The sequence below is a fragment of the Streptomyces sp. NPDC008313 genome (assembly GCF_042956125.1).
Taxonomy (GTDB): domain Bacteria; phylum Actinomycetota; class Actinomycetes; order Streptomycetales; family Streptomycetaceae; genus Streptomyces.
Genome location: NZ_JBIBFR010000001.1, coordinates 587,345 through 599,892, shown reverse-complemented (window position 1 = coordinate 599,892; position 12,548 = coordinate 587,345). Strand labels below are relative to the sequence as shown.

Genomic DNA, 12,548 nt, shown 5'->3' with positions numbered 1-12,548 from the left:
GCGTCGAAGCAGTCGGCGGGGGTGCGGGGGGCGACGACGGGGACGGGGGCCTCGCCGTTGCGTCCGTACATCGCCTGCAGCAGGTCGGCCTGCTCGGTCTTGGTCGGCAGACCGGTCGAGGGGCCACCGCGCTGGATGTCGACGATCAGCAGCGGCAGCTCCAGCGAGACGGCCAGCCCGATCGTCTCGGACTTGAGCGCCACGCCCGGACCGGAGGTCGTCGTGACGGCGAGCGAACCGCCGAAGGCCGCGCCCAGCGCCGCGCCGATACCGGCGATCTCGTCCTCGGCCTGGAAGGTGCGCACGCCGAAGTTCTTGTGCTTCGACAGCTCGTGCAGGATGTCCGAGGCCGGCGTGATCGGGTACGAGCCCAGGTACAGCGGCAGGTCGGCCTGCCGGGAGGCGGCGACGAGCCCGTACGACAGCGCCAGGTTCCCCGAGATGTTCCGGTACGTGCCCGGAGGGAACGCGGCGGCGGCCGGGGCGACCTCGTAGGAGACGGCGAAGTCCTCGGTCGTCTCGCCGAAGTTCCAGCCGGCGCGGAAGGCGGCGATGTTGGCGGCCGCGATCTCCGGCTTCCTGGCGAACTTCGACGACAGGAACTTCTCGGTGCCCTCGGTCGGCCGGTGGTACATCCACGACAGCAGACCCAGCGCGAACATGTTCTTCGAACGGCCCGCGTCCTTGCGGGAGAGGTCGAAGTCCTTCAGCGCCTCGACGGTCAGCGTCGTCAGCGGGACGGGGTGGACGTGGTACGCCTCCAGCGAGCCGTCCTCCAGCGGCGAGGCCGCGTAGCCGACCTTCTGCATCGCGCGCTTGGTGAACTCGTCCGTGTTGACGATGATCTCCGCGCCGCGAGGCACGTCCGCGATGTTCGCCTTCAGTGCGGCGGGGTTCATCGCCACCAGCACGTTCGGGGCGTCGCCGGGCGTGAGGATGTCGTGGTCGGCGAAGTGCAGCTGGAACGACGAGACGCCCGGCAGGGTGCCTGCGGGGGCGCGGATCTCGGCGGGGAAGTTCGGCAGGGTGGACAGGTCGTTGCCGAAGGAGGCGGTCTCGGAGGTGAACCGGTCGCCGGTGAGCTGCATGCCGTCACCCGAGTCACCCGCGAACCGGATGATCACCCGGTCGAGCCGGCGGACGTCCTTCGTGCCCGCCGGTTTGCGCTGCTCTCCCACGACGGATCCGTCGGCCTGTTCCGTTGTACTGCTGACCTGGCTGGTCACTGAACTGGACCTCCCTCGAGGCGGCTGTCCGGGAGCGGCCGTCCCGCCGGCCGTCCCGGGGCCAACCCTACGTCGGTAAGGGTCGCCTTCCCTCGGCCGTTCGCATGATGGACACCACTTTGAGACTGCTCGTCCTCACGATATGTCATGGTTCGGTCGCTCCCCGTACTGGTTCCGGGACGTTCCCCTGTCCAAGCACTGCCCGGGCCGGGCCGCCGGCCGCCGTGGCTCACGAGTTCAGATAGGTGAGGACCGCGAGAACCCGCCGGTGATCCCCGTCACTGGGGGACAGGCCCAGCTTCAGGAAGATGTTGCTGACGTGCTTCTCGACCGCCCCGTCGCTCACCACCAGCCGGCGCGCGATCGCCGAGTTCGTCCGCCCCTCGGCCATCAGCCCCAGCACCTCCCGCTCCCGCGGGGTGAGCCCGGTGAGCACGTCCTGCTTGCGGCTGCGGCCGAGCAGCTGGGCGACGACCTCCGGGTCCAGGGCCGTGCCGCCCCGGGCCACCCGCACCACCGCGTCCACGAACTCCCGTACGTCGGCCACCCGGTCCTTCAGCAGATAGCCGACGCCGTGGCTCGACCCGGCCAGCAGCTCGGTCGCGTACTGCTCCTCCACGTACTGGGACAGCACGAGCACGCCCAGCCCCGGATGGGACTTCCGCAGGCGCACCGCCGCCCGCACCCCTTCGTCGGTGTGCGTCGGAGGCATCCGTACGTCCGCCACCACCACGTCCGGCAGCGCGTCCTGCGCCGCCAGATCGGTGATCGTCCTGATCAGCGCCTCCCCGTCGCCCACACCGGCCACCACGTCGTGCCCGCGGTCGGTCAGCAACCGGGTCAGGCCCTCCCTGAGCAGCACTGAATCCTCGGCGATGACCACCCGCACCCTGTCCTCCACGTCTCTCGGCCCCCCACAGCCCGCCGCCGGCCCGCGCCGGTCTGTTCCCGGCCCGTCCCCGGGTCCGTCCCCGCCCGTACGGCAGACCCCAGCATTCCAGTATCCGGACCGAGGTGTCGCCGCGGCGCCGGAATCTGGGGGTGACGACCGCATTCCGGACGGTCCGGGGGGCGGGTCGGCGGAGGACAGGGGTGGGTGAGGGGCGCGGGACGGGTGCCCGCCGGCCGGCCCGGGGGTGGATCCTCCGGCCGGCCGGTGTGGTGCGCCGCTCCCGGAGGGCCGGGGCGGCTCCTGCGGCGCTCAGCCCCGCCAGGGCAGCTCCGCCGTCACCCGGGTGGGACCCGCGACGGGGGAGTCGACCACGAGGATGCCGTCGACCGCGTCGAGGCGTTCGGCGAGACCCGCGAGCCCCGAACCGGCCCCGGCGTCGGCCCCGCCCACACCGTTGTCGGTCACCTGGAGCAGTAGGCGCTTCTCCGCCCGCCAGACGTCGACCGTGGCCCGCGTCGCCCGTGAGTGCTTGCTGATGTTCTGGAGCAGCTCGCAGACCGTGAAGTAGGCGATGCCCTCGATCGCCGGGGCCGGCCGGGACGGCAGGTCCACCTCGACCCGCACCGGCACCGTGCACCGGGAGGCGACGGCCGACAGGGCCGCGTCCAGGCCCCGGTCGGTGAGGACCGCCGGATGGATGCCGCGGGCCAGGTCACGCAGCTCCTGGAGCGCCGTCTTCACCTCGCCGTGGGCCTCGTCCACCATGCGGGCCGCCGCCCGCGGGTCCTCCACCAGCTTCTCCTTGGCCAGGCCGAGGTCCATCGCCAGGGCCACCAGCCGGGCCTGCGCCCCGTCGTGCAGATCGCGCTCGATGCGGCGCAGGTCCGCCGCGGCGGTGTCGACGACCACCCCGCGGTCCGACTCCAGCTCCACGACCCGGGTCACCAGCCGCGACGGCCCCAGCAGCCCCTGCACCAGCACCCGGTCCACCATGGTCAGCCCGCGCACGATCCACGGGGCGGCCAGCGTGAACAGCAGTCCGGTCAGCGCTGTCACGGTGATCTCGAAGGGGTTGTCCAGGTACACGCCGTGCGTCTCGTCGCCGAACAGCTGGAGGCCGTCCTGGCCGCCGTACATCGGGAAGACCCAGAACCACAGCGGGTACGTCAGCATCGCCCAGCCGTACGCCCAGAACGCCACCGCCATCGCGAACGAGAACACCGCCCACGGGAACTGCACCACCGCGTACAGCAGGCTCCGCCACGACGTGCCGCTCTTGAGGACCGCGCCCATCCACGCCATCGCCCCGCGCGACTTCACCCGCAGCGGCTCCGGCGCGTCCACGTCGAGCCCGAGCAGCGCCCGGGCCCGCGCCCGCTCCAGCGCGCCGAAGCCCCGGCACCCCGCGAGCCCCGCCGCGAGCACGGGGACGCCGAGGAAGGTGACGAGCAGCCCGACGCCGAGCGAGAACATCGTGACGGCGAACACGAACATGAGGACGCCGAGCGGCAGGTTCAGCAGCAGATAGCCGAACTCCCGCAGGCTCCGCCCCTCGAACGGCGCCCGCAGCGCGGCCGGCAGGCGGTGCCGCCGCTCCCCGGCACCCACCCCGTGGAATCCGGGCCCGCTGTGCCCGTACCCCTGTCCGTACTCCGTGGCCATCGGCGTCGTCCGTTCTGCTCGTCGTGCACGTCGGCTGTCGTACCTCCACCCTGCTGTCCTCGGCGGCCCCGGACCATGGAGCGGGTCGGAGTCTTGAGGCGGGGGTTTTCCCTACCCGGGGGCGCCGGAGGGCCTTACGCCGTGTCGTCGTCGCGGCGGTCGCGCCACGGGAGTTCGGCCGTGACCGTGGTCGGGCCGCCCACCGGGGAGTCGACGACGAAGAGCCCGTCGACCGCGCCGAGCCGGTCCGCGAGGCCCGCCATCCCCGTACCTCCGTCGAGGCTCGCGCCACCGCGCCCGTCGTCCCGGACCTGGATCAGCAGCCGGTCCTCGGACCGCCACACGTCGACCGAGGCGGACCGCGCCGCACTGTGCTTGCTCACGTTCTGCAGCAGCTCGGAGACGGTGAAGTACGCGATGCCCTCGATGGCCGCGGCCGGCCTGACGTCGAGGTCGGCGGTCACCTTCACCGGCACCGTGCACCGCGAGGCGATGGCCGACAGGGCCGCGTCCAGGCCCCGGTCGGTGAGGACCGCCGGATGGATGCCGCGGGCCAGGTCGCGCAGCTCCTGAAGGGCGAGCTTCACCTCGCCGTGCGCCTCCTCGACCATCGAGGCCGCCGTGTCCGGGTCCTCCAGCAGCTTCTCCTTCGCCAGCCCGAGCCCCATCGCGAGGTTGACCAGCCGGGCCTGCGCCCCGTCGTGCAGATCGCGCTCGATGCGGCGCAGATCCGCCGCGGCCGTGTCCACGACCACGCCCCGGTCCGACTCCAGCTCGGCGATACGCCGCTCCAGCTCGTCGGAGGGCGACAGCAGACCCCTGACCAGCGCCCGGTCCACGTTGGTCAGCCCCCGTGCGATGAACGGCAGCACGGGCCACAGCAGGAACAGCGACACCATCGTCACGGCGAACGTCACGATGCCCCAGGGCAGCCTGATCAGCTCGTACAGCATCGTCCGCCAGCCCACCGGGTCCTTCAGGCTCGACCACAGCCAGGTGAAGAAGGTGGTCCGGCGCACCGGCAGCGGACTCGGCTCGTCGATCCGCACGCCGAGCAGGGCCCGCGCCCGCCCCCGCTCCGCCTTGCCCAGCTGCCGCGCGCCCCGCAGCCCGCCCGCCAGCATCGGCAGCCCGATGACCGTCACCGCGAGTGCGGCGCCGATCGACGTCACCGTGAGGACGTAGGTGAAGCCGACGAGGGCGAGGGGGAGATTGGCCAGGAGGTGCGCGATCTCCTTCCACGTGTGCTTGCCCAGGGCGAAGCGGGCGGGCGGCGGGCGGTCGTCGCCCGGCTTCTCCCCGAGCGGACCCGGCAGGGCGTGCGCGGCGAACGGCACGTGAGCGGTGCCGGTGCCGGAGGCGGTGGTGCTGCCGGAGGCGGCGGTGGTGCCGGGACCCGTGTCGACGGCGTCGGCGGGAGCGCTGATGCGTTCGGTCATACGAGTCAGCGTGCCCGGCGCCCGGCCCGGGCGCCATGAGGTGGTCCCCCGGATCCACGGGGGAAAACCCCACCCCGGGCGGTGGGCCCGCGGCGACCCCCGCGAGTTCGCCCGGGTTCTCCGAGATGTACCGGAACGGGACCCGGGTGCGCCGGGTGCCCCGCGCATGCCCGGTCCTGACAGCCTGCTTACCCTTTCTTTAGCAGGCCCTAGACTCCCGTGCGTACAGATCGTCGGACACAGGGTTCACGAGCGTCACGAGGTCAGGGAGCGAGGGGCGGACGTGCCAGAACCTACCGTTGTCGCGGACGGGACCGTGCTCGCGGCGGACTACTTCCGGTCCTACTCGGCCGTCGGACTGCTCGCCGTCGTCGGCGTCCTCTTCGTCGCCGTCGCCTTCGGCGCGGGACGCCTGCTGCGGCCCGTGGTCCCCACGCCCGAGAAACTCATGACGTACGAGTGCGGCGTCGACCCCGTCGGCGAGGGCTGGGCCCACACCCAGGTCCGCTACTACGTCTACGCGTTCCTGTACGTGATCTTCGCCGTCGACTCGATCTTCCTCTTCCCCTGGGCGACGGTCTACGCCGCGCCGGGCTACGGAGCGACGACGCTCGTGGAGATGTTCATCTTCCTCGGCTTCCTGGCCGTGGGCCTGCTCTACGCATACAGGAAGGGCGTCCTGACATGGACGTGACGCCAGAGAGGTCCTCCTCGGGGAACGGGACAGGACCCGCGCACGCGAACGTGAACGGGGCGGGGTCCGCGGCCGGGGCAGGGCCTGCGGCCGGTGCCGCTGCCGGTGCGGAAGCCGAGCCCGCGCCCGTGTACCTGCCCGAGCCGAAGCGGCTGGGCACGCTGGCCCGCCTCGCCCCGGAGCCGATGAAGGTCGTCCTGAACTGGGGCCGCCGCTACTCGCTGTGGGTCTTCAACTTCGGCCTCGCCTGCTGCGCGATCGAGTTCATCGCCGCGTCGATGGCCCGCCACGACTTCATCCGCCTCGGCGTGATCCCCTTCGCGCCGGGGCCGCGCCAGGCCGACCTGATGGTCGTCTCCGGCACGGTCACGGACAAGATGGCCCCGGCCGTCAAGCGGCTCTACGAGCAGATGCCGGAACCCAAGTACGTCATCTCCTTCGGCGCCTGCTCCAACTGCGGCGGCCCGTACTGGGACTCGTACTCCGTCACCAAGGGCGTGGACCAGATCATCCCGGTCGACGTCTACGTCCCCGGGTGCCCGCCCCGCCCCGAGGCGCTGCTCCAGGGCATCCTGAAGCTCCAGGAGAAGATCGCCCGCGAGTCGCTGGGCGAGCGCTACGGCTCGTCCCGCCCGTCCGCGGCAGCCCTGCAGAGCGGACTGGTCCGGCCGCCCGGCGCGACGGCCGGCGACGCCGGTGCCGGAACCGACCCGGGAGACGTCCGATGACCGGCTGGCTGCCCGCCCCCGCCGAGGAGCTCTTCGGCCCCGACGCCACGGCCGAGGAGTCCTACGAGGTCCTGACCGTCGACGTACCGCCGGAATCCTGGATCCCCGCCCTGCGCACGGCACGCGACACGCTGGGATGCACCTATTTCGACTGGCTGAGCGCGGTCGACGAACCGGGCACGGGCTTCCGCGTCTCGGCCCACGTGGTCGCCCTCTCCCCGGTACGCCGCCTCCTGGTCCGCACCACCGTCGCGCACTCCGCCCCCACCCTGGCGTCCGCGGTCTCCGTCTACGCGGGCGCCGCCTGGCACGAGCGCGAGACGCACGAGATGTTCGGCGTCGCCTTCGAGGGCCACCCCGGCCTCCAACCGCTCCTGCTCCCCGAGGGTTTCGAGGGCCACCCCCTCCGCAAGGACTTCGTCCTCGCCGCGCGCGTCGCCAAGGCCTGGCCGGGCGCCAAGGAGCCGGGCGAGTCGGAACACGGCGGCCCCAAGCGACGGCAGATGCTTCCACCGGGTGTCCCGGACCCCAACGAGTGGGGCCCCCTCAAGGGCCAGCTCCCGCCCGCCCCCGCCCGCCCGGCGCGTGGTGCGGGCCGGACCGCCGCCCCGGGCGCCCGTCCGGCCCGCGCGGGCACCGACCGCCCGGCCCGCCGCACGCGCACCGCGAGCGAGGGCTCGGCGAGCCAGACCCCGGAAACACCGGAGACCCCGGCAACCACGGAGACCCCGGTTCCTGACACCCCGGTTCCTGACACCCCGGCCCCCGGCGCCCCGGGCACCGGCACTCCGGTTGCCGGCGCCCCGGCGACCGGCACTCCGGCCCCGGGCAAGGAAGCTCCCCCGGCGGGCACACCGGCTCCGCGACGCTCGCGCAGCGCCGGAGAGGGCTCGGCGACCCAGCGGGCCGATGACGCGAAGGGCGCCGGGCGGACCGAAGGCGCCGAGCGGGACGGGGGCGAGGAAGGCGCGGCAGACACGGCAGGCACCCGGCGTAAGGCGCCCGCCACCCCCCGCGCGTCGGACGCCCCCTGGCATCACGCCCGCCCCACCTTCGACGAGCCCGAACCCGGTGCACGGACCGAGCCCGAGCCGCACACCCAGCCCGAGCGCGAGCCCGAGCCGCGCACTCAGCCCGAGCGCGAGCCCGAGTCGCCGCCCGAGCCCGCGACCGCGCCCGAGTCGCCGCCAGAGCCCGAGCCGTCCCGCCCCGCCGAACCCGGTGGTGCCTCGGCCGAACCCGGTGGTGCCCGTGCCCAACCCGGTGGTGCCTCCGCCGAACCCGGCGGCGGTCCCGACGAGTCCGACACCCCCCGCACCCCCGACGAGCCCGCAGGAGGCACGCAGTGAACGACGCTCTCGACGTCGCCCTGCGACTCCTCGTCGTCTTCGTCGTGTTCCTGACGTTCCCGCTGATCGTCGGCCAGACCGAGCACAAGGTGATGGCCCACATGCAGGGCCGCCTGGGCCCGATGTACGCGGGCGGCTTCCACGGCTGGGCCCAGCTCGTCGCCGACGGCGTCAAGTTCGCGCAGAAGGAGGACGTCGTCCCCAGCGGCGCGGACCGGCGCATCTTCCAGCTCGCCCCCGCCGTCGCCCTGCTGCCGTACCTCCTGGTCCTCCTCGCCATCCCGATCGGCCCGGGCGAAGGCGCCGTCGGCGAGGTCGTCGACGCGGGCATCTTCTTCGTCCTCGCCGTGATGGGCGTCGGGGTCCTCGGCGCGCTCATGGCCGGCTGGGCCTCCGCCAACAAGTTCTCCCTTCTCGGCGGCCTGCGCACCGCCGCCCAGCTCCTCGCGTACGAACTGCCGATGCTGCTCACCGCCGCCTCGGTGGCGATGGCGGCCGGCACCGTCTCCCTCCCGGGAATCGTCGGCGCCTTCGAGTGGTGGTGGCTGCCCTGGCAGATCGTCGGAGCGATCGTCTTCTTCGTCGCGGGCCTCGCCGAGCTGCAGCGGCCGCCCTTCGACATGCCGGTCGCCGACTCGGAGATCATCTTCGGCGCGTACACCGAGTACACGGGGCTGCGCTTCGCCCTGTTCCTCCTCGCCGAGTACGCGGGCATCGTCGTCCTGTGCGGCCTGACCACCGTCCTCTTCCTGGGCGGCTGGCACGGACCGTGGGGTGCCGACGGCCTCGGCTGGGTGTGGACCCTGCTGAAGGCCGCGATCCTCGCGTTCGTCGTCATCTGGCTGCGCGTCACCTACCCCCGTCTCCGCGAGGACCAGTTGCAGAAACTCGCCTGGACCACGCTCATCCCGCTCGCTCTCGCCCAGATCGCCCTCACCGGCATCGTGAAGGTGGTGATCTCGTAATCATGGCTCCGATCCCCGGCAGCGGCCTGGCCAAGGGCCTGGCCGTCACCCTCCGCACGATGACGAAGAAGACCGTCACCGGGCAGTACCCGGACACCCAGCCCGAACTGCCGCCGCGTACCCGCGGTGTCATCGGCCTCTTCGAGGAGAACTGCACGGTCTGCATGCTGTGCGCCCGCGAGTGCCCGGACTGGTGCATCTACATCGACTCCCACAAGGAGACGGTCCCGCCCGCGGCCCCCGGCGGCCGCGAACGCAGCCGCAACGTCCTCGACCGCTTCGCCATCGACTTCTCCCTGTGCATGTACTGCGGTATCTGCATCGAGGTCTGTCCTTTCGACGCGCTGTTCTGGTCCCCGGAGTTCGAGTACGCGGAGACGGACATCCACGAACTCACCCACGAGCGCGACAAGCTCCGCGAGTGGATGTGGACGGTCCCGGCCCCGCCCGCCCTGGATCCCGCCGCCGAGGAACCGAAGGAGATCGCGGCCGCCCGCAAGACCGCCGAGAAGCTCACGGCGGCCCGGTCCCAGGAGGGGGACGAGTGAGCCTCGCAGCAGCCACGGAGGCGACCGCCGCCGGCCTGACCACGGCGGCACGGGCCACGACCGCCGCGGACACCCACGGCTTCCTCTCCCCGACCGGCGTCGAGATCGCCTTCGTCCTCGTCGGCCTGGTCACCTTCGGCGCCGCGGTCGTCACGGTCACCACCAGGCAACTGGTGCACGCCGCCCTGTGGCTGGTGGTCGCGCTCGGCGGACTCGCCGTCGAGTACCTCCTGCTCACGGCCGAGTTCATCGCCTGGGTACAGGTCCTCATCTACGTGGGCGCCGTCGTCGTCCTCCTCCTGTTCGGTCTGATGCTCACCAAGGCACCCATCGGACGGTCACCGGACGCGGACTCCGGCAACCGCTGGGCCGCCCTCACCGTGGCCGTCGCCGCGGCCGCCGCCCTGGTCTGGGTCGTCGTGGACGCGTTCCGTACGACCTGGGTCGACCTGGACGGGCCCGCGGCGGGCTCCACCGACGTCACCGGCCGGAGCCTCTTCCAGAGCTGGGTGCTTCCGTTCGAGGCGCTCTCGGTCCTGCTGCTCGCCGCCCTGGTCGGCGCGATCGTCCTCTCCCGCAAGCAGGCCGCAGCCGACCGGACCGCGCCCGGCACCGGCGCCGCGACCGGCGAGCGGCCCCCGGCCGGGGAAGGGACCCGCTGATGCACCTCGTCTATCCCGCCGTGCTCTCCGCCCTCCTCTTCTGCACCGGCGTCTACGGAGTCCTCGCCCGCCGCAACGCGATCCTGATCCTGATGTCCGTCGAGCTCATGCTCAACGCCGTCAACCTCAACCTGGTCGCCTTCGACGTCTGGCTCTCCAAGGCCGCCCAGGACACCCTGCACTCCGGCCAGGCGCTGACCCTGTTCACCATCACCATCGCCGCCGCCGAGATCGGCATCGGCCTGGCGATCGTCCTCGCCGTGCACCGGGCCTCCGGCACCTCCGACATCGACAAGCTCCGGGACACCGCCGAGACCGGCGCGGGACCCGACGGCGACAGCCCGGACCCCGCCGCGTCCGCCACGGCTGAGAAGGCTGAGGCCACCGCGTGACCACCACGACCCTCGCCGTCCTCGTCCCCCTCCTTCCCTTCCTCGGCGCCGTGGCCGGCCTGCTGCTGGGCCGCACGGCACCCGGCTTCGTACGCCCGCTCGCCGTACTGCCGCCGCTCACCGCGCTCGCTCTCGCCGTCGTCGTCGCCGTACGCCAGGGCGGCGGCCGGGCCGTCGACGCGGCCACCGAACTGACGCCCACCGGCTCGGTCCCCGTCGAACTCGCCCTGCACATCGACGGCTTCGCCGCCCTCGTCGCCGTCCTGGTCGCCGTGGTCGCGTCCTGCGTGCAGATCTACTCCACGGGCTATCTGCGCGACGACCCGCGCTACCCCTCGTACGCCGCTCTCGTCTCCCTCTTCACCTCCGCGATGCTGCTCGTCGTCTACTCCGGCGACCTGATGGTGCTCCTGGTCGGCTGGGAGATCATGGGCATCTGTTCGTACTTCCTCGTCGGGCACTACTGGGAGACCCCCGAGGCCCGCGCCGCCTCGGTCAAGGCCTTCCTGGTCACCAAACTCGGTGACGTCCCCTTCCTGATCGGCCTGTTCGCGCTCGCCGCCGACACCGGGTCCTTCCGGATCACCAAGATCCTCGGCAACGTCGCGAGCGGCGGACTCGACCACCCGACGGTGATCGCCCTCCTGCTGCTCGCCGGCGTGGCGGGCAAGTCGGCGCAGTTCCCGCTGCACACCTGGCTGCCCGACGCGATGGCGGGCCCGACTCCCGTCTCCGCGCTGATCCACGCCGCGACGATGGTCGCCGCCGGCGTCTACTTCGTCGCCCGTCTCCTCCCCGTCTTCGCCGCCTCCGCCGCGGCGATGGTCGTCCTCGCCGTCATGGCCGCCGTCACGATGACCGGTTCGGGACTCGCCGCGCTCGCCCAGGACGACATCAAGCGCGTCCTCGCCTACTCGACCATCGGCCAGCTCGGCTACATGACCGGCGCCCTCGCCGTCGGCGACCGCGGTGCCGCCGTCTTCCACCTCCTCGCGCACGGCGCCTTCAAGGCGCTGCTGTTCCTCGCGGCCGGCGTGATCATCCATGCCGCGGGCACCAACTCACTGGCCGCCATGTCCCGTATGAAGGACCTGCGCGCCCGCGTCCCCGACGCCTACTGGACGATGACCGTGGCGCTGCTCGCACTCGCCGCGATCCCGCCGTTCAGCGGCTTCTTCTCCAAGGAGGCCGTCCTCGGCGCCGCCGAGCACGTCGCCACCGGCCACACCGAGCACGCGCCCGGCGCCGCAGGCTGGATCGTCCTCGTCGCCGGCCTGGTCACCGCCGTACTCACCGCCGCCTACGCGACCCGCCTGTGGCTGCTCGCCTTCCGCGGCCGGGGTGCCGAGGCCCCCGACCACGGCCGGCAGCCGCTGACGATGACGGTCGTGCTGTGGGTCCTGGCCGTCCCGTCACTCGCCTTCGGCCTCACCGTCGGACGGCTGCCCGACTGGTTCGACGGCCGCGACCTGACGCCGGCCCTCACCACATCCGTCCTCGGCACGGGCCTCGCCCTCGTCGGCGGAGTCGTCACCTACGGAGCCTGGTGCCACACCACCGCGCTCACGGCGAGCGTCCCGCTCGGCGCCGTCGCCGCCCACCCGCGGGGCGACGCCGGACTCATCGAGGCCGAGGCGATCGCGAGTCACACCCCCGCGTACGGGAACGTGGCCTCCGCACCGGACCCGGCCGACCCCGGCCGCCTGCTGCTCGGCCCGCTGCACCGCCACGCGGCCGTCGGCTTCCACCTCGACGCCGTGTACGCGGCGCTGTTCGTCCGCCCGGTCCAGGCCGCGGCCGCACTCGTCCGGTTCCTCGACCGCGAGGTCGTCGAAACCTACGTACGCGGCGCGGGCGCCCTGCCCCGCCTGCTGGGCACGGCCGTCCGCCGCGCCCAGACCGGCAACCTGCAGACCTATGTGAGCGCGCTGCTCGCCGGCACCGTCGTCCTGGCGGTCGCCGCCCTCCTCGTCGCCACGGGAGCGTGAGCA

The 12,548-nt window shown here is 72.7% G+C and carries 12 protein-coding genes; 8 read left to right on the top strand and 4 right to left on the bottom strand.

Annotation, left to right across the window (positions count from 1 at the left end):
* From ACFY93_RS02785 to ACFY93_RS02770, 4 genes are all read right to left on the bottom strand, one after another.
* Positions 1–1,226, bottom strand: a 1,226-nt coding sequence (locus ACFY93_RS02785) for a 2-oxoacid:acceptor oxidoreductase family protein (protein WP_391352935.1), incomplete at its 3' end; no start/stop codon positions are given.
* Positions 1,227–1,455: 229 nt separating this feature from the next.
* Positions 1,456–2,115 carry a response regulator gene (locus tag ACFY93_RS02780; protein WP_391352976.1) on the bottom strand — a complete coding sequence of 220 codons (660 nt, stop codon included), beginning with the start codon at positions 2,113–2,115 and terminating at the stop codon, positions 1,456–1,458.
* A gap of 312 nt (positions 2,116–2,427) precedes the next feature.
* Complete coding sequence (locus ACFY93_RS02775; RefSeq protein ID WP_391352934.1) at positions 2,428–3,780, bottom strand: sensor domain-containing protein; 1,353 nt, start codon at positions 3,778–3,780, stop codon at positions 2,428–2,430.
* Positions 3,781–3,914: 134 nt separating this feature from the next.
* On the bottom strand, positions 3,915–5,228 hold the full coding sequence (locus ACFY93_RS02770) for a sensor domain-containing protein (RefSeq protein WP_391352975.1): 1,314 nt from the start codon (positions 5,226–5,228) through the stop codon (positions 3,915–3,917).
* A gap of 274 nt (positions 5,229–5,502) precedes the next feature.
* Here ACFY93_RS02770 and ACFY93_RS02765 point away from each other — a divergent pair, with 274 nt between their 5' ends.
* Genes ACFY93_RS02765 through ACFY93_RS02730 form a run of 8 tightly spaced genes read left to right on the top strand, consistent with a single transcriptional unit; the run spans position 5,503 to position 12,545 of the window.
* Positions 5,503–5,913, top strand: coding sequence for an NADH-quinone oxidoreductase subunit A (locus tag ACFY93_RS02765; RefSeq protein WP_391352933.1), 411 nt, complete (start codon positions 5,503–5,505; stop codon positions 5,911–5,913).
* The gene (locus tag ACFY93_RS02760; RefSeq protein ID WP_391352931.1) at positions 5,904–6,641 is read left to right on the top strand and encodes an NADH-quinone oxidoreductase subunit NuoB; all 738 of its coding nucleotides are present in this window, start codon (positions 5,904–5,906) and stop codon (positions 6,639–6,641) included. The genes ACFY93_RS02765 and ACFY93_RS02760 overlap by 10 nt, the downstream gene beginning before the upstream one ends.
* Positions 6,638–7,990, top strand: coding sequence for an NADH-quinone oxidoreductase subunit C (locus tag ACFY93_RS02755; RefSeq protein WP_391352929.1), 1,353 nt, complete (start codon positions 6,638–6,640; stop codon positions 7,988–7,990). The genes ACFY93_RS02760 and ACFY93_RS02755 overlap by 4 nt, the downstream gene beginning before the upstream one ends.
* Positions 7,987–8,955 (top strand): NADH-quinone oxidoreductase subunit H, encoded by a 969-nt coding sequence (locus ACFY93_RS02750; protein WP_391352928.1) that lies wholly within the window; start codon positions 7,987–7,989, stop codon positions 8,953–8,955. The genes ACFY93_RS02755 and ACFY93_RS02750 overlap by 4 nt, the downstream gene beginning before the upstream one ends.
* Before the next feature lie 2 nt (positions 8,956–8,957).
* Positions 8,958–9,503, top strand: a complete 546-nt coding sequence (locus tag ACFY93_RS02745; RefSeq protein WP_391352926.1) for a 4Fe-4S binding protein — start codon at positions 8,958–8,960, stop codon at positions 9,501–9,503.
* Positions 9,500–10,165, top strand: coding sequence for an NADH-quinone oxidoreductase subunit J (locus ACFY93_RS02740; protein WP_391352924.1), 666 nt, complete (start codon positions 9,500–9,502; stop codon positions 10,163–10,165). The genes ACFY93_RS02745 and ACFY93_RS02740 overlap by 4 nt, the downstream gene beginning before the upstream one ends.
* Positions 10,165–10,557: an NADH-quinone oxidoreductase subunit NuoK gene (nuoK, locus tag ACFY93_RS02735; protein WP_391352923.1), complete on the top strand. Its 393-nt coding sequence runs from the start codon at positions 10,165–10,167 to the stop codon at positions 10,555–10,557. Before ACFY93_RS02740 ends, nuoK begins: the two co-directional genes overlap by 1 nt.
* Positions 10,554–12,545, top strand: coding sequence for an NADH-quinone oxidoreductase subunit L (locus ACFY93_RS02730; protein ID WP_391352922.1), 1,992 nt, complete (start codon positions 10,554–10,556; stop codon positions 12,543–12,545). The genes nuoK and ACFY93_RS02730 overlap by 4 nt, the downstream gene beginning before the upstream one ends.
* The last annotated feature ends 3 nt before the right edge of the window (positions 12,546–12,548 follow it).

Coding starts and splice junctions, on each gene's coding strand:
- ACFY93_RS02755 (WP_391352929.1), top strand. CDS start 6,638: ATGACCGGCTGGCTGCCCGCCCCCGCCGAGGAGCTCTTCGGCCCCGAC.
- ACFY93_RS02760 (WP_391352931.1), top strand. CDS start 5,904: ATGGACGTGACGCCAGAGAGGTCCTCCTCGGGGAACGGGACAGGACCC.
- nuoK (WP_391352923.1), top strand. CDS start 10,165: ATGCACCTCGTCTATCCCGCCGTGCTCTCCGCCCTCCTCTTCTGCACC.
- ACFY93_RS02745 (WP_391352926.1), top strand. CDS start 8,958: ATGGCTCCGATCCCCGGCAGCGGCCTGGCCAAGGGCCTGGCCGTCACC.
- ACFY93_RS02775 (WP_391352934.1), bottom strand. CDS start 3,780: ATGGCCACGGAGTACGGACAGGGGTACGGGCACAGCGGGCCCGGATTC.